The organism is Shewanella algicola (assembly GCF_014648035.1).
GTDB classification, from domain to species: Bacteria; Pseudomonadota; Gammaproteobacteria; order Enterobacterales; family Shewanellaceae; genus Shewanella; species Shewanella algicola.
On record NZ_BMQI01000072.1, the window covers coordinates 1 to 17,076 of the forward strand.

Genomic DNA, 17,076 nt, shown 5'->3' on the forward strand with positions numbered 1-17,076 from the left:
TATCTTTTCTGTAAGTTATTGAAAGCTGGAAGTTGCCTATGTCAGACTTTGCTTCCAACGACAAATAAGGATGTTGCTGTGGATTTAATTGAAATCTTAATGAATGCTGCTCTCAACGTTTGGTATATATTCCCTGTTATTTTATTGACCTATATCACCACAACACCTTGGTTTAAAGGTCTTTGGGGTGAGTTTCAGGTCAATTTGATACTCAAGAGGTTACCGCATAACGAGTATCGCAGACTTAAAAATATTACCCTGCCAACTGACAATGGTACCACTCAAATTGATCATATTGTTGTATCTAAATTTGGTGTGTTCATTATTGAAACAAAAAACATGAAAGGATGGATTTTTGGCTCTGCTAACCAAAAGCTGTGGACGCAGAAAATTTTTAAATACTCATCTAAGTTTCAGAATCCAATCCATCAAAATTATAAGCATTTAAAAACACTAGAATCGCAGCTTAATATCAATATTGATGCACTATTCTCAGTTGTTGTATTTATCGGTGAGAGCGAGTTTAAAACGGAGATGCCGGAAAATGTAACTTATGCAAGTGGTTGCTTATCATACATTCGTTCACATTCTGCTGAACTACTGAATCAACAGCAAGTTTTAGATGTCATCAACAATATTGAATCAGGTCGTTTAGCGCGAGGATTTTCAACAAACCAAGCCCATAAAGCTCATGTTAAAGTGATCATTAAGCAAAAAACTACCGACAAGCTTTGCACAAAATGTGGATCAGATATGGTGTTACGTGAAGCTAAAAAAGGCCAAAATGCAGGATCTAAATTTTGGGGCTGTTCAAACTTTCCCAAATGTAGGGCTGTGGAAAAACTCAACTAACTGTCGGTGTGTATTTTAGTAGTCCTTTATGTGCTTTAGTCAGACACATCTTGAACTCAAGTTCAGAAATGTGTCACTACAGTGTAAATCATTTATGCCCCATTATGAGTTTCAATCTATTGAGCGTATTTTATCGTAATGTGTTATTTGACTAAATTTCCTAATATCAGAAATGCGCGACTAATGCGATGGAGCACAAAGAAGAGTGTGGGCAGTCCAAATTTAATTTGCGCATAGAAAAGAGAGTGTGAAATAGATCTTAGATTTTTTCACTCCATTTATTTTTTTTGTATTATATTTTAATAACTTGATTGTATATGTATGCTTATGGTTTTGTAATTCTGACCTGCAAGTCTTCACCTAGGAACAAGCTACAATTATGGATATCAATATCAAACTGGTAAGCAAACCAGACAGGCTATCTTCAGCTACACTAACGGCTCTCTTGTCTCACTTTCAAAAGGCAGTGGAGCAGAGTGTCTTTGAAACTATGTGTGACATGAACAAGAGAACAAGTCGTACCAAAATTCAAAAGTTCATTAACAACAATATTCACCTAGACGTTGATAGGGTAGAACGTGGCTCATTTATCCTGTTTTTAGTTGGTTCACTATCGGCAACTGTTACTTTATGTATTTATGAAGTTATCAAAAGTAAAATTAAAAGTAAGGTCACTGAAGATGAGATAAAAGCACATGTTGAGGAGTACCAAAAGCCAATTTTAGAAAACTTGGAGCGTGATATTAAGAAAAAAAACAGGTTTGGCTCTCTATACGTTGACGAAATAAAGTCAAAAATAACTACCAATGACAAAAAAATCATGAATCTTGACTTAGAAATAAAGCTATCAATGCCTGATAAAGAGCACACTCCAGTTAGTACAGAAGAGCAGATAAAGTATGTCGCTCATAAACTAACAATCAAAAGCATGGATAGAGAAAATGGCTGAATCTAAGATTTTTCCCACTTATATTTACCCTTTGCTACTTGCACTTGTCTTGATTCCTATTGGTGTATGGGCAACGCCATATATACAGGACTTGTTTGCACCAGAGAAAGAGGTATTTATTCAGCTAAGTAATCCCCAAGAGATTTTGACGTCCCAAGAAGTAGGTAATCGTAAACATGAACTATTCGGTCAGAATGTGGAAAATTCGTATATCACTACTATAAAGCTTACAAACATAGGCAAGACGACTATTGACGACTACCTATTCTCCATCGATGTCGACACTGATAAAATCCCTTCACTTTTCCGAGTTTTTTATACAACAGAGCCACCACACACCTTTGGGAAAGTAGAATTTAGTAACGTGGGTGCAGCGTCAAAAAAGGTCGTTATTGATAGTTTCATTGAGGACAACCAATTAAACATTTCTGTAATTTCATCAGAGCTATTAAAGATTAAGGTTACACCGAATACATCTGGAGTGAAGTCTAATGTTGAGTTCAAAGAAGTTGAATCCTCATATACCAACTCTGATTTAGGTTACGTAGCAATCTTCTCCGCTCTGTTTGCATTTATGTTCAGGGTGTTATACGACTTTATTCCATGGTTAACTTGTAAATTCAACAGGAAGCCAGATGTATGATGAAATGATGTTCACCCCGACACACTAGACAGAACTTTAGGATACCCAAACTAATGCGAAATAACACTAATCGTTAACAAAGTTCTGTCCAAAAACGAGTTACTAAGAGATACGCTTTCAGTTGTAATAAAATGACAATTCATAATTATAGTATCTAGGTGCAGTTCCGATTTGTCAGACTATGGGTACATTTTATGTCAGAGTATGGTTACATCTTTTCGGTAAGTTATTGAAAGCTGGAGGCTGCCTATGTCAGGCTTTGCTTCCAGCGACAGATAACTTAATCGAGGCTGAGCATAACAAGACTCTTTTCTCACTTATGCGCCAAAGAGTGCTTCAAATATGGCCTGCGGCGACCAACGTCGTGGCGCTTCGCCTATTACAAATAATATGACTGTCAGGTTTTATTTGGCTTCAACATGGCATTCACTTACCGACACGCACTAGTACATCCATGTAGCTCGACCGACCCGTCCGTGGGTCGGATGGTCGGCTCGCAAACCACCATGATGAAACTGTAAATGTTTGTATTATCTGCAAGTGTTAAAGACTCAGTTTAGTGAGATATATGCGTTGGTCTGTATAAATTTTAATCGTGTGTAGCATTTATAATATCCATATAGGTCAGATGTGCGCGAAAGGCCATGGCTAGCTCACGTATTTTTTGTAAAAAGTCTTCAACGGCCTCAAGTTCAGAGTTGAATTTGTACCTTTTAAAATCAAAAAAACTCACTCGTGTCTGCCCCAAAGTGTGCTCCAAATATTGCTTGATGCTACTAACGTCATGGCGCTTCGCTCAACTTTACACTCCATCTGTAACTGGCTTAGCAAATGTCGGATACATATCCAGCGTCAACCGTGTTTCCCACCTTTATGTAATGTGTTCTGTGTACCAAATCAGCTGTAATGGTGTTTTGCGTGTTTTTAAGTTGGATCGGCTAATAAGTAAACTAAAGTTGTACAATTTATCAATCGAGAATGTTGTAATGTATTGAAATTAAGGTTTTTTCCTTTTGTCGAATATTGAGACGACTTTTAACGCACAAGCTCGCTTTTATTCGTCAGTGGAGTTAAATAAAACTGCTTTACATCAATGAGATAGTAAATGTAGGGTGATATTAATCAATAACTTAAAGGGTCGGCTTTGAATTTATTTGGCCGTTCAATGAGCTGTTAAGTGTCAATTCAAATTATACGAAATCTTCATAAAAGGACGTTAGATGAAGCTAGAGAAATTAATTCTTGAAAACTATCGAGGCTATCAAGAACGTACGGAAATCGTAATTAACGAGTTAACAGCCTTAATCGGTCGTAATGATGTAGGAAAAACTACTGTTCTTGATGCTTTGGGTGTTTTTTTTGGTCACAAGCTTTGCAAATATGACATAAGTGATAAATGTGTATATGCAGGAATAGACGATGATGTAAAGATTGGTTGCGTATTTTCAGGTGTACCAGAAAACTTAGTTCTAGACGCTAGCTCTCAAACCACTTTCAACGATGAGTACCTTCTGAATTCAGATGGCCACCTAGAACTTCATAAGATATATAAAAAAGGTAAAGGCTCAGGAGCAATTCACGCCTACTGTCGCCATCCTTCAGCAAGAGGCGTTAAAGGTATCTTGCTAAAGAAAAATGATGAGCTTAAAGCAATAGCACAATCTCTTTCCATTAATGTCGAAGACCGACGTTCTAACGTTTCATTGCGACAATCAATATATCAAGAGAACGAGGATTTACGCCTAACCGATCAGTTAGTTTCGTTAAGTAAAGAAGACGGCAAAGCGATTTGGGAGCAAATACAAACATATCTCCCTCATTTTGCATTGTTTAGAGCTGATCGCCCAAGTACGGACGAAGAGTCAGAAGTTCAAGACCCAATGAAAGCCGCAGTAGTTAATGCTCTAAGTGAACTGGAAAGTGATCTAAATGACATCAAGCAGCGAGTTAAAGAAAGAGCTTTAGCTGTTGCTACAAATACTATTAGCCACTTAAATGATATTGATCCTAATCTAGCGCAACAGTTAGCTCCGGAATTCAAAGCCGAGCCTAAATGGGACAGCATTTTTAAGCTCTCTTTAGTCGGTGATGACGGAATTCACATTAATAAACGTGGTAGTGGTGTTCGCAGACTTATTCTTATTAGTTTTTTCAAAGCTGAAGCTGAGCGCATCAAGCAGGAAAACTCTGGTCGAGGTGTTATTTACGCTATTGAAGAGCCTGAAACATCTCAGCACCCTAGTAATCAGAAATTACTCTTAGAAGCCTTTAGTGAACTGGCTAGTCTTGAAAACTGCCAAGTTTTACTAACAACTCATGTTCCAGCTCTAGCTGGTCAACTTCCGCTAGAAAGTATTCGTCATATCCACAGAAATGCTTCTGGTGACCTAGCAATAACCCAAGATAGCGATTCGGTATATGAGTATATTGCAAAAGACTTAGGTGTTCTGCCTGATAGCAGGGCCCAAGTGTTTCTTTGCCTTGAGGGACCGAATGATGTGAATTTCTTTAAAGGTATGTCTCGTATATTACTACGTGACGGGGTTGAAGTGCCTGATTTAAATACTGATCCAAGAGTAGTGTTATTACCTTTAGGTGGTTCAACACTAAAAGACTGGGTCAATCGCCATTATTTGAAAAATATTGGTAAACCTGAAATTCATATTTATGATCGAGATACCGAAGAGCCACCTGCATACCAACAAGCATGTGACAAAGTTAATGGCCGAGGAGATGGTTCAATAGCTTTCCTAACAAGCAAGCGTGAAGCCGAAAACTATTTACACGTTGATGCAATTAAGGAAGCTTTCCAACTAGGAATTGACTTAGACATAGATGCTCAAACCGACATTCCTAATTTGCTTGTTGAGCATACATCTTATAAAGAAAGTAACGTTAAGAAAAAGCTCAATAGTCGTGCAGTTTCTTTTATGAATAAAGAGCTTCTTGAACAAGTTGATACTAGTGGAGAAGTATTGGAGTGGTTTAATGCAATTAGCTCAAGATTAAATTAATCGTAACCAGAGGCACATAACAAATAAGGATAGGCCGCGCGAAGCCGCGTCCTTATCCCAAGGAATTTAGTCGGGGCAGAGTAAACCTTACAAAAATTAAACTTAAACAACAGCTTATACAAAGCGTTTGGAATTTGTCGGGTCAGAGTAAATTTTATATTATGATGAAGTAACGCAAACCTGCCGATGTCCCGCAGGCAATGAGATGTGGCGAAGCGGCATCAATGTTAAAAGCCATCATCAAGAGTACACCCGATTCTGTGGTTATTTAAAAGATTGTAAAATCTGTCCGCTGCAACAGCAATGTATGCGAAAATCGCCGATAAAACGGGTCGACAAGTGCAGTTTAAAATGATGCCTCACGGAAAAAACTGAGTTACACCGACAAGATGAAAGTGAAAATAGATAGACCAATGGGGCGGCGGCAGTATAGCAAGCGACTGGGTTGTATTGAGCCTGTGTTCGGGAATATTACGGTTAACAAAGGCATGAATAAATTGACCTTACGCGGCCAAGCCAAAGTTAATGCCCAGTGGTAACTGTATTGCCTTGTTCACAACATAGAAAAGCTGCAACAAGCAATGCACTAAGAAAGGGTAAGCCCTTTTCACCTCAAAAACTCACCAAACCCGCCTTATACTCCCTTTAAAACAACAATACATCTGCATGTTAAATAATAATCTAAACGCCACTAAATAATTGAATCAAAATAGAAACTCAGATATTGTTTGTTAATCAATCAAAATTAAATTTTAAAACGAGTAATTCTACAGGCTCGTTAGGCATATAAAATGAAGTTATTGACGATCATTTTTATTTTTTTAGTTGTAAGTTGTTCTTCTAATACAGTTGACACATTTACTTCACCTCAAATTCAAGACTCCAATGTTTATGAAAATAAGTCTATTGGCTTAACAGTGCACAAGCCTTCAACGTGGGAATTTCAATATCCAGAAGAATTTATTCGCTCAATTTATGCCAATAATAAAAAGCTTGATGGCATTCCTAACAGCACAATTGCGATACTAAAGAAAAACTCACCCACATACGTAAATATTGAGTATAAAAAGTTTGACATCAATTCAGCCAATAAATCTAAGACTGAAATTTTAAAGGAAGATCTGAATAAAGTGTTTTATGATGGTTTTCAAAAACAAGTTAAGTCTGCCTCCCTTTTGAAAAAGCCACATCCAATTGTTGTCTCTGGAGTTGAGGGAGCAAAAATGTCTATTCTTACGGCAAGATTTGTTGAAAGCATAAAATACCCGTTGGAAATGGAGTTTGCATTAATTTCAAGTAAAAAGCATGGTTATATCTACAAGTTTTATTCTAACTCTCTTGCACCTAATGATGATGAAACAAGAGATGAAATTAATTACATAATTAATAACCTTGTTATTAATATACCTAGAGAGTGAAATCAGAGCAGAGTAAGGCGGTTATATGCCTAACACATATGAGCCTTCCGCCAAGTCAATAGACGAGCCTAACTTATTTGACTGCTTTTGCAGTCAAATACCTTTAGTATCAAAGATAGTCAATCAACAAATTCATCTACTTCGTCTGTCATTTAGCTGTCAAATCGTCGTGCTTTTAGCAACAACAGCATGCAAACACCTATAGAGGCTCTCTTAGTGCGATTTCTTTAAAAATAAAGAATGCTGCCTGACGCTTTTCATTCCTTTGAAATATCAGGGGCACTACGACTAAATGGATTTAGGAGGTAGAGCGACGCAGGAAGCCAAAGCCGAGACATTTATCGGTTAACCCTAAGATGGCACTATTCAAGTCTCAGGTGCTTTATGCACAGTTAGTTTCAGGCCCATTTAAGGTGTAAACGACTTTGTTGATTGTATTCATTAATGCGCGCCAATAAGGTGTCATTCTTTATAAAATCAAGTGCAGGCGATGTAGCTTAAATAGCATCTGGCATAGTGATGATGGTGAGAAGTCATTGCTTCATTAGCCACATCATTCACGGTCATGCTCGCTTCTCTTTTTCAAAGAGTATCTAGTTAGACGTTCAGCTCACCTTATTGCGTGACTTATCCTTTCAAGAATCGTTGTTCATCAAACACCGTTTTGTTCTTCAGCATGAAATAGACGCAGCAGCCAAGCTTATGTGCCAGTGCAGATAATGCTTTAACTTTACTCATTCGTTTTTGTAATCGGTTAAGGTAGTTACGTGCTTTGTCATTGCCTCGCAGAAATTTAGTCTGGTCAGAGTAAACTTTACAAAAATTAAATTTAAACAAAAGCTTACGCAAAGCTTTGTGTCCATTAATGAGTTAAATCTAGCTTGAAAATGCCCAAATTCAACTCAGAACTTGAGGTCGTATCTAGACTTTTTACAAGTTAATACATGAGCTGGCATAAGTACAAAAGTACAAAACAAACACCTGGATCCCGGCTAAAAAGCATTGCCGGGACGACGAGCAGGTTGCAACAGGCTTTTGGTCCGTGCAGGGTGGAACCTTGCGATCGTAATCGTTAGTGTCCGCAGGCCATAAAGTACAAAGCAGACTCCTGGGTCCTGGCTAAAAAGCATTGCCGGGACGACGAGCGGGTTGTTTGTCATGGTCAAGTTAATAGGCTTTTTTCCAAATCAGAGTATCCATTTCTTTAAACACCTTAATTCAACGATGAACTTGAGTGCTCAGAGAGTATGCGAGCATGTAAAGCTGTGGTGAACCGCAAAAAACCAGATGACATAAATTAACTAGAAAACGTAAATGATATGTTGTAACATCTCTATTGTTACCATTTGAAACCAGCTATTTGAAACCCGTTTTCGATACCAGCTATTCAATACCCGTTATTCGAGATCATTATCATGACCCAAGTTAAAAAACTCCCTGTTACAGTGCTTTCTGGCTTTTTAGGTGCAGGTAAAACCACGGTCTTAAGCCATATTCTTAATAATCGTGAAGGCAAAAAAGTGGCGGTTATCGTTAATGATATGAGCGAAATTAACATTGATGCGTCGGTGGTTAAAAATGAGCTCTCTCTCAATCGCAGCGATGAAAAACTGATTGAAATGAGTAATGGCTGTATTTGCTGCACCTTACGTGAAGACCTGTTAGTAGAGGTGAGTCAGTTAGCAAAAGAGGGGCGATTTGATTATTTGATTATTGAATCAACTGGGATTTCTGAGCCTTTACCTGTCGCTGAAACATTCTCTTTTGCCGACGAAAATGGTGTGTCGCTGTCTGAGGTTGCCACCTTAGATACCATGGTGACGGTGGTTGATGCGGTGAATTTTTTAAAAGATTACGAAGAAGCGCAAGACTTACAGACAACCAGCGAGTCTCTAGGTGAAGAAGGCGATCGAAGCATTACCGATTTACTCATTGAGCAAGTTGAGTTTGCTGATGTGTTGCTGATCAGTAAAACCGATTTAGTTGATGAGGCTGCGTTAAATAAGCTGACGGCGATTCTTAAGGTGCTTAATACCCGTGCGAAGATTATTCCGATTGCCGCAGGCAACATTAATATTGATGCGGTATTGAACACGGGCTTATTTAATTTTGAACAGGCTCAACAAGCACCCGGTTGGCTAAAAGAGATGCGTGGCGAGCACATTCCAGAAACAGAAGAATACGGCATCAGTAGCTTTAATTTTACTGCGAGACGGCCTTTTCATCCGCAAAAATTTCATCACTTTCTTCACAACACCGAACCCTTTGGCAAGTTAGTGCGCTCTAAAGGCTACTTTTGGCTAGCCACTCAGCCACAGTTTGTTGGCCAGTGGAATCAAGCGGGTGGAATTGCTCACTATCATATTTCTGGCATGTTCTGGAAAGCTGTGCCCACTAAAGATTGGCCAACAGATGAAGAGTCATTAGCGGCAATTAATGAGCAATGGCAGGAACCGTTTGGCGACATGCGCCAGGAGTTGGTGTTTATTGGCCAGCAATTAGATAAAGCCGGCATGCTCCAGGCGCTTAATGATTGCTTGTTATCTGATGACGAACTGCTTAAAGGAAAAGACTATTGGCGCACGTTAAGTGACCCTTTTCCTCAATGGGAGGCTTAATATGCTTGCCTCTGTTGAGACACTCAATGAAGACAATACGATGATCCGCCAGCCTGTGAGTGGGGAGTCGGTTGATGTATTTCCTGCTATTTATCAACAACAAACTAATATCGCCATTTGGCATCGTGAGATGCCTGAACAGTTAACATCGGCGGTTGACGAATTGTTGAAAACGTCGATTAAAAAGCAAGTTATTTTGAAAGTGTCTGAACAAGACGTGCACCAGCAGCTGTATGAAGCTTTTGAGCAAACAAATGCTGTGGCTGTGCTTGCCGATGATATCGCGCAATTAGTGGCAATGTTTTGTTGTTTATTTGGTGTTGAGCATGCCGGACTGAGGTTAACGGTTTTAGAGCATGCAATGTGTCCGCGTTTTCATGTCGATCGCATTCCTTGTCGGTTGATCACCACTTATCAGGGGGCGGCGACTCAGTGGTTGCAGCATGACGGTTTAAATCGAACTAAATTAGGCGCAGGAAACCAAGGTTTACCTGATGAACAGTCTGGTTTGATGCCAGATGGTAGTCAAATCCAGCAACTTAATAGTGGTGATGTTGCACTGCTAAAAGGTGAGATGTGGGACGAACAACAAGGCGCAGGTTTGGTTCATCGTTCGCCACCCCTGGCAGACGGTGAGTCTCGTTTATTGTTAACCTTAGACTTTATTCAATGAAATGACATCTTGGTTTAGCCTGTTTAAAGGATGAGCAAATGAATGTTGGTTTTGTGGCGTTATGCATAACGTGCTTGAGTGCGGTATTGTTTAGCTTGAGCAGTCCATTGGTTCATGCTGCAAATGTTCATACTCATGGGGTGTCGACGGTGACCATTGCAGTTGATAACAACACTGTCGAGGTCACATTAACAACACCGACAGTTGACTTGGTTGGTTTTGAGCACACACTTAACGTTGAATCAGATAAGCGCGCGTTTGAGCAGATGAACACACAGCTTGGCCAGGTGGATGATTTGTTTGTGCTTAATGGTGATGCCTGCCAATTTGTGTCTCACACTGTGGACGCAATGAGCGTGGAGCACTCAGATCACCATGATGCCATCGAAGAGCATCTAGATGAACATACTGCCCAACAATTACATAGTGATGTGACAGCGTATTATCGGTTTAATTGTGAAAAAATGTCTGAGCTTTCGAGCATTACTGTTACAGTATTTGCACTTTTTCCTCGTATTCACCAGATACGCTCTATGTGGATTACCGATACTCAACAAGGTGCGGCGACGTTGAGCGATAAAAACAACATGATTAGTTTGAGATAACGCAATGAATAACATCGACACTATTATTGAACATGCTGAACAAAATTGTAAAAGCCATGGTTCACGCTTAACCACAAAGCGAAAACAAGTTTTATCTTTGCTTGTACAAACAAGTAAGGCGTTGTCTGCGTACGATTTAATTGATTTGTTTGTTAAAGAAAATGGCGAAAAAATACCGGCGATGTCGGTGTATCGAATCCTCGATTTTTTAGAGGCTGAACACTTAGTCCATAAGCTTAAATTGGCCAATAAGTATATTGCTTGCTCGCACATCACCTGCAAGCATGAGCATGGTGTGCCACAGTTTTTAATTTGTAGTGTGTGTAATGCGGTAAAGGAAATTACCGTTAATAAATCAACAATTAATGAGCTTAACCAGAGCGTGGAACAAGCAGGTTTTAAATTAGTGAGCCCGCAGCTAGAAATTAATTGTATCTGTAATGATTGCTTAACCACTGCGGTATAACCATCAAGATTTACTATCACTCAAACACTGTATTATCGAGCAAAGGATAAAGGTTTAGCCAGCATGAGAGCCATACAAGCATTTACGGATAAATTTGCTATCGCACTGTCATTTTTATGTGTTATCCACTGTGTGGTATTGGCATCATGGTTATCTCTGCAGTGGTCGCAGTTATTCCTTCGTTGAGTATGTCAAATCGCCAGCATTAGCAAGGAGTATTCGATGCTTATGGCCTTAGCCATCTTAATGATTGCTCGACTATATTCGATTATCTATGAATTGGCGTGAGGGCTATCAACCAATCCAACCGAGTACAAGCCACCATAGATAGTTGATTGGCATTAAGAAAACGATAGTAAACAGTGCGAGCGGCAAACTGAGTTTTAACAGTTGCGATATCGGTTCATTTGACATCTGCATCGCAAGAATTAATGGTGCGACCTGGTATGGAAATATCACCGTTGAAAAGCCAACCACTTGGGTCATTAACACTGCCGGCAGGCTAAAGCCTGTTGCCTGAGCTAATTCGGCTGCCATTGGGGTCAACACCGTAGGTACACCTTGTACAGTGGTCACTAAACTGGTGGCGGTTGCAATGAGAGACAGTGCCATATAGTTAACCTCAACTCTGGATAAGAGAGGTATTGATAACGATATAAATCAATAGATTGACTAAAATCCACTGTCAAGCTTGTGATTTGTTTTGCTAACAAGGCGAATTAACGCGTCAATAGTTAGCCTATTGCAAGTTAATTCAACGCAGTGAGGAAGGCAAAGGACTGCTTGAAAGGCGTTTGTTATCCAGAGCTGAGGTTAGTTAGCAAAAGTACCGCTAGATTCTCCTGGTAACAGGGTGGCAAACACATCACCAAGGGCTGCTCCTATGCCCGATTCATTAACCAGCACACCTAACCCTAGTGCCGATGCCACAAACACAATCGTACTAAAATCAACACTGCTACTAAATGACTTAGCAGGCACTACGCCCCATTTGGGTAGCAGCAATATAATAGAGGTGACAAGGCCAACCCAGGCAGGGTTTACACCATGAATTGAGTCGGTTACCCAAAATAGCAGCGTGATACCTAAGATGACAGCAACACGTATTTGTAGGTTTTTTTGCTGAGGATCAACGTGCTGCTCTGCAACATCATGGTTGGCATCTAGGTCCATTTTTGCCGGAAATACAAGTAATGTTGTGCCGATGATGGCAAAAGACTTCAACAGTCCCAACACAGGAAAGTGTAACCACAGGTATTCAGTATAGCCAAAATGGATGCCAAAAAGCGTTTCACTTGAACCACTTAAAATCATATTGGGAATGTTGGCAGGTAAAATCGCAAAACTGGGCATGTTACACGCGATGATTAAAGAGGTCACGACGCCTAAACGGCCATTACTGCCTTGGGCAAACCCTACCTGGTCGGCTAACGCGATACCAATGGGGATCAATACCACCGCACGGCCGATAGAAGATGGCATGATAAACCCGAGTAGCGCGGCGCTAAACACCAGGCCAAAAATGAGTCGAAAGTAGCTGCCTGTAAAGTGAGGTGCAATTAACGACGCCAGAGTCTTTCCAAGCCCTGAAATTGAAATAGCAGTACCGATAACAAACCCAGAAATAATTAACCAAACCGCGGTTGAGCCAAAGCCTGTAAACAGCACGCTCGGTTCGAGTAACTTTAAGATAATCGTCAGTGCAAAAAAGATCAGTGCAGTCAGGTAAGGCGGAATAAGGCCTGTACTCCAGCCCACCAGGGTCATTAACACCACCGCCGCACTGTAGGAAAAGTTAACCGGAAAATCTGCCATAGGAAAGGCAAACAACCATGCTGCAATGGTGAGCGCAAAGGTAATGATGATGTTTTTTACCGGAATTTTACTGACCATCTGCTAACACCTTATTGTTTAAATATTGATTAAAAAAACTAGAGGCGTACTATAATTGAGTTTTTTTGGCGTAAAAAGGTAGATATGTGACAATGAGTATTCCCGAGGCGACATTGCTAACTCCTACACAGATTGGCTATATTCTTGACCCTTCTCGTCCGGTACTCACTCACAGCCGCAGCGTACTCGCTGAGATTTCATTAAAATCACATTCTCATCCCAGAGGTCAGCTTTTATGGGCGTCACAAGGTGTGATGAAAATAACCAGCGAAGGCACGGTGTGGGTGGTGCCATCATCTCATGCTGTGTGGATCCCGAGTATGGTGGAGCATCAGGTGAGAGCAGAGACAGAAACCGAAATGCGTAATCTGTATATCGATCCAAGCTATGTCGTGAGATGCGAGCAAAGTGGCGTGGCGATGTTAAAAATGACCCCATTATTACGTGAGCTGATACTGAAACTCGTTAAACACGCTAACACACTCGCACTCGACCCTATGGCGCGATTAGGGCTGGTGATTATTGACGAAATTGAAGCCCTAGAGGGATCTGAAATCTCGCTTCCCGCAGGCGATGACCCAAGATTAAATCATTTAATTAATAACATTATTAACGACCCCTCTCACGAAGCTTCACTCACTGAGCTAGCCAAGATGGTTGGCGCGAGTGTGCGCACAATTGAGCGACTCTTTAAAGCACAAACCGGCATGACTTATCGACAATGGCGCAGCCGATATCGGTTGATGAACTCGTTAGAATATTTAACGCAAACGACAAGCACTAGCCGTGTTGCTTACGAGCTAGGTTATAAAAGTGTAAGTAGTTTCATTGCAGCATTTAAAGAGATGTTTGGCTGCTCGCCACAAGAATATCTGAGCAAGAAAGATTATCGCTTACCCAGATCATTAACGTGATTGGACATAATACCGATTAGTCCGCCGTCACTGGGCGGCAGCGGGTGATGACATGCTTGTGGCGCTTGATTTTTTTACACACTTGCTTTGTGTCTTTTGCATTGGTGTTTTGCATGTAAGCGCCGCGAGCGCTTAAGTTTTGAGGCTCAGAGTTTGTGGTATCTGTGCTGTGTAAATGTGTACAGCCAGATAACAATATTGCGAAGGCTGTGATGATAAAAGTTTTCATTGGATATTCCTAAATATTCCTAACTATTAGTCAATTGGCAAGCGTTGACTGATTAAATAAACAATTTGTTCATGGGGAGCAATTCTGTTTTGCTCCCCGCTCTTGGGGGCTTAAGCGTCTACAAAAATCACTTCACCCGTAATAAAACCATCGACAGAACGTTCAAACGCTTTGCCAACTAATTTGCCTGGCACTGGCTCAAACCCTGGCATCATTTCGCCATACACATCCCATGCTTCAGTTAACACCGTTGGGTTGACTACATTGATGCGGGTGTTTCTTGGCATTTCATAGGCGACGCATTTTACAAAGGTATCAATGGCGCCGCTGGTGGTGGCATCGGCAATCGCAAACGGAATAGGCTTAACATTTAATATGCCGCTGATTAGGGTAAATGAACCGCCATCAGCAATGTATTTTTGGCCAATCCGTACCAGGTTAATTTGGCCCATCATTTTGCTCATAACAGTGGTCATCCACTGCGCTTCTGTCATGTCTACAAATGGCGCATATTCACATACGCCCACCGTATTAACCACAGCATCAAAGTGACCGACTTTTGTATATAGCTCTTCAATCGATTGCTCATTGGTAATATCGACAATGTGGTCGACGTTGCCAGAACGGCCCGCGGTGATGACCTTATGCTTACCTAAACCAGATAACGCTGCTTGACCCATTTTGCCTAGCGCACCAATTAAAATGACTGTTTTCATGTTTGTTTCCACTTGTTGAATTAACTTGATGGGGTGAACTTTAGCGACCGGCCTAAACAAATTGAAACAATAGTTAATTGTGAGTGATACAAGCTATAATTGTGATCTAGCTTTTGGGTTAACTGCGTTTGGGGGAATTGTGAGTAAATTAGACAGATTAGACTTAAAGCAATTGAGGGTTTTTCAGGCGCTGGTGCGTGAGGAAAATGCCTCTAAAGCTGCAAGCCAGCTTGGGATGACTCAACAAGCGGTGAGTGAGCATTTAAAGAAATTGCGCGATGTTTTTGGTGACCGGTTGTTTGTTAGGAAAACCAATGGTTTTGTACCGACACCGTTTGCACAGGAGTTGTCGATAAACGTCGATAAACTGTTGATAGATTTTAACTCACTCATCGCCACTAAAACCTTTGTGCCACATAAGGCCAAAGGTACTTTTGTGATTTCTGCGACTGATTATGCGCAGCAAGTTATTTTGCCTAAGCTGATTGCTAAGCTAAGAGAACAAGCCCCCAATTTAAAGCTGATAGTGCGAGATTTTGAGATAGATAAACTGCATGAGCAGATGGAAAGCGGAAAGGTCAATTTAGCCATCGCGTTTCCTGATTATATTCCTGAGAGTTATCGCGTGATTACACTGTTTGAAGAGCACCATGTGTGTGTAACATCAACCCATTCAAGCATCTCGAAAACCACACCGTCGTTAGCACAAATTGCTCAATACCCTACGATTATTGCCTCACCATCGCGGCCCAATTTTAAAGGCTCTATCGATGACTGGTTTGCACAATTTGGCTTGCAACGTAACGTTGTAGTGTCCGCGCCGTGTTTTTCGGTGGTGCCTATGTACCTAGAAACAACCGACTCCATTGCTTTTTTACCCTCACGAGCAATTAAAGGGTTAGATGTAGTGACTCTTGAGCCGGAGCAATCGCCAGAGAGCTTTGATGTGATTGCCGCTTGGCATCCGCGTTATCACGACGACCCGCTGCACAAGTGGGTGATATCGTTACTTGATGTTGAATAATGAGCCTGAAAATCGTGTCGTATTAAGCAAACGACTAAACCACTCGTAAAATACGCTATATACCCAATCGAAACGCTTCAAGTTGATTGGGTATATAATAGTTATTCCGCACTCATTGAGACTTATTTTTAACGACGAAATCAACCTCTATGGCTGTTGTTTGGTCGCCGCTAATACGATTTCACGGATACACACATTTTGTGGTTGGCTATAAGCAAAGATGATGGCGTTTGACACATCAACAGGTGCTAACGCTCCGCCCATGCTATCTTTCCAGGATTCATAACCCGAAATAATATCATCAGAAGTGGTATGCGATAGTAATTCAGTTTCAACTGCACCAGGTGCTATGGTGATCACTCTGACATTGCTGTCTGCCACTTCTTCTCGAACATTTTCTGAAATGGCGTGTACGGCAAATTTGCTACCGCAATAAGCAGCATGATTACCAAAGGTTTTTCTACCAGCGATAGAGCTAATATTAACAATGGTACCGCTATTACGTGCTTTCATTGATGATAAAACGGTTTGCATGCCATTTAATAACCCAACCACATTCACGTTGAACATTGACTGCCATTCTGACGGATTTTGCTCATCAATTTGACCTAACAACATGACGCCGGCGTTATTCACTAGTAGATCAACTGGGCCATATTTGTCGATCGCCATGTTAATCGCATCTTGGAATGAGCTTTTATCTGTTACATCTACTTTGGCACACAGCGTATTAGGTAGCTGTAATGCTTCTAGCTTGTCAACTCTCCTTGCTAGCAATAATAAAGGATGGCCTTGGGCACTCATTTGTTTTGCTAATTCTTCACCGATGCCTGAGCTGGCACCTGTAATCACAACGAGTTTTTTCATTTTTTTTACCTTGTATTCACTATCAAATGGTTAAACAAATGGTAGCCAAAACTGCAGCAAGGATATATGCGCTTTGAGTTACATCATTGGTGGGTATAAGTAAACAATACTTGGGTCCAAACGTTGAAATGAGCGTTAGTGCGTCAAGCAAAGCTTGATGCATCTTGCAGGGTGTAAGTCCCTGTCAGGTAAGGT

Annotated in this window: 15 protein-coding genes and 3 pseudogenes; 12 read left to right on the forward strand and 6 right to left on the reverse strand. The window is 40.7% G+C overall.

The genetic code is table 11. The features are described 5' to 3' along the window. From IEY42_RS20280 to IEY42_RS20310, 6 genes and pseudogenes are all read left to right on the forward strand, one after another. The coding region (locus IEY42_RS20280) for a nuclease-related domain-containing protein (RefSeq protein WP_308425009.1) at positions 1–852 on the forward strand (852 nt) is incomplete at its 5' end. A 379-nt stretch (positions 853–1,231) separates the two neighbouring features. Further along, the gene (locus IEY42_RS20285) at positions 1,232–1,801 is read left to right on the forward strand and encodes a hypothetical protein (RefSeq protein WP_188923243.1); all 570 of its coding nucleotides are present in this window, start codon (positions 1,232–1,234) and stop codon (positions 1,799–1,801) included. Next, positions 1,794–2,444: a hypothetical protein gene (locus IEY42_RS20290; protein ID WP_188923242.1), complete on the forward strand. Its 651-nt coding sequence runs from the start codon at positions 1,794–1,796 to the stop codon at positions 2,442–2,444. The genes IEY42_RS20285 and IEY42_RS20290 overlap by 8 nt, the downstream gene beginning before the upstream one ends. A gap of 1,220 nt (positions 2,445–3,664) precedes the next feature. Next, positions 3,665–5,458: an ATP-binding protein gene (locus IEY42_RS20295; protein WP_188927034.1), complete on the forward strand. Its 1,794-nt coding sequence runs from the start codon at positions 3,665–3,667 to the stop codon at positions 5,456–5,458. A 157-nt stretch (positions 5,459–5,615) separates the two neighbouring features. Then, positions 5,616–5,997 (forward strand): annotated as a pseudogene (locus tag IEY42_RS22760) (transposase); the annotation flags it as partial. 252 nt (positions 5,998–6,249) lie between these two features. Next, a complete protein-coding gene (locus IEY42_RS20310) occupies positions 6,250–6,876 on the forward strand; it encodes a hypothetical protein (protein WP_188927037.1) in 627 nt (208 codons plus the stop codon). Between the two features lie 627 nt (positions 6,877–7,503). Here IEY42_RS20310 and IEY42_RS20315 read toward each other — a convergent pair. Beyond that, positions 7,504–7,668: pseudogene (locus IEY42_RS20315) on the reverse strand (IS110 family transposase); the annotation flags it as partial. A 623-nt stretch (positions 7,669–8,291) separates the two neighbouring features. Between IEY42_RS20315 and zigA the strand changes: the two are divergent. The 4 genes from zigA to IEY42_RS20335 are packed head-to-tail and all read left to right on the forward strand — an operon-like array spanning position 8,292 to position 11,238. Further along, the gene (gene zigA / locus IEY42_RS20320) at positions 8,292–9,494 is read left to right on the forward strand and encodes a zinc metallochaperone GTPase ZigA (RefSeq protein WP_188927038.1); all 1,203 of its coding nucleotides are present in this window, start codon (positions 8,292–8,294) and stop codon (positions 9,492–9,494) included. Position 9,495: 1 nt separating this feature from the next. Next, positions 9,496–10,167, forward strand: coding sequence for a DUF1826 domain-containing protein (locus IEY42_RS20325; RefSeq protein WP_188927039.1), 672 nt, complete (start codon positions 9,496–9,498; stop codon positions 10,165–10,167). 38 nt (positions 10,168–10,205) lie between these two features. Then, the gene (locus tag IEY42_RS20330; protein ID WP_188927040.1) at positions 10,206–10,772 is read left to right on the forward strand and encodes a ZrgA family zinc uptake protein; all 567 of its coding nucleotides are present in this window, start codon (positions 10,206–10,208) and stop codon (positions 10,770–10,772) included. Positions 10,773–10,776: 4 nt separating this feature from the next. Then, a complete protein-coding gene (locus tag IEY42_RS20335) occupies positions 10,777–11,238 on the forward strand; it encodes a Fur family transcriptional regulator (RefSeq protein WP_188927041.1) in 462 nt (153 codons plus the stop codon). 387 nt (positions 11,239–11,625) lie between these two features. Here the strand turns inward: IEY42_RS20335 and IEY42_RS20340 are convergent. Further along, a pseudogene (locus IEY42_RS20340) lies at positions 11,626–11,859 on the reverse strand (SLC13 family permease); the annotation flags it as partial. A 192-nt stretch (positions 11,860–12,051) separates the two neighbouring features. Next, entirely contained in the window at positions 12,052–13,131 is a 1,080-nt protein-coding gene (locus IEY42_RS20345) for an SLC13 family permease (RefSeq protein ID WP_188927042.1), read from the reverse strand. A gap of 92 nt (positions 13,132–13,223) precedes the next feature. Here IEY42_RS20345 and IEY42_RS20350 point away from each other — a divergent pair, with 92 nt between their 5' ends. Then, positions 13,224–14,045 (forward strand): AraC family transcriptional regulator, encoded by an 822-nt coding sequence (locus IEY42_RS20350; protein WP_229780213.1) that lies wholly within the window; start codon positions 13,224–13,226, stop codon positions 14,043–14,045. A gap of 16 nt (positions 14,046–14,061) precedes the next feature. On the opposite strand, the gene IEY42_RS20355 is transcribed toward IEY42_RS20350, so the two are convergent. Next, positions 14,062–14,274 carry a hypothetical protein gene (locus tag IEY42_RS20355; RefSeq protein ID WP_188927044.1) on the reverse strand — a complete coding sequence of 71 codons (213 nt, stop codon included), beginning with the start codon at positions 14,272–14,274 and terminating at the stop codon, positions 14,062–14,064. 110 nt (positions 14,275–14,384) lie between these two features. Further along, entirely contained in the window at positions 14,385–14,990 is a 606-nt protein-coding gene (locus IEY42_RS20360) for a short chain dehydrogenase (protein ID WP_188927045.1), read from the reverse strand. Positions 14,991–15,129: 139 nt separating this feature from the next. Between IEY42_RS20360 and IEY42_RS20365 the strand changes: the two genes are divergently transcribed. Further along, positions 15,130–16,014 carry a LysR family transcriptional regulator gene (locus tag IEY42_RS20365; protein WP_188927046.1) on the forward strand — a complete coding sequence of 295 codons (885 nt, stop codon included), beginning with the start codon at positions 15,130–15,132 and terminating at the stop codon, positions 16,012–16,014. 147 nt (positions 16,015–16,161) lie between these two features. Here IEY42_RS20365 and IEY42_RS20370 read toward each other — a convergent pair whose 3' ends face one another. Further along, entirely contained in the window at positions 16,162–16,881 is a 720-nt protein-coding gene (locus IEY42_RS20370; RefSeq protein ID WP_188927047.1) for an SDR family oxidoreductase, read from the reverse strand. Positions 16,882–17,076 lie beyond the last annotated feature (195 nt).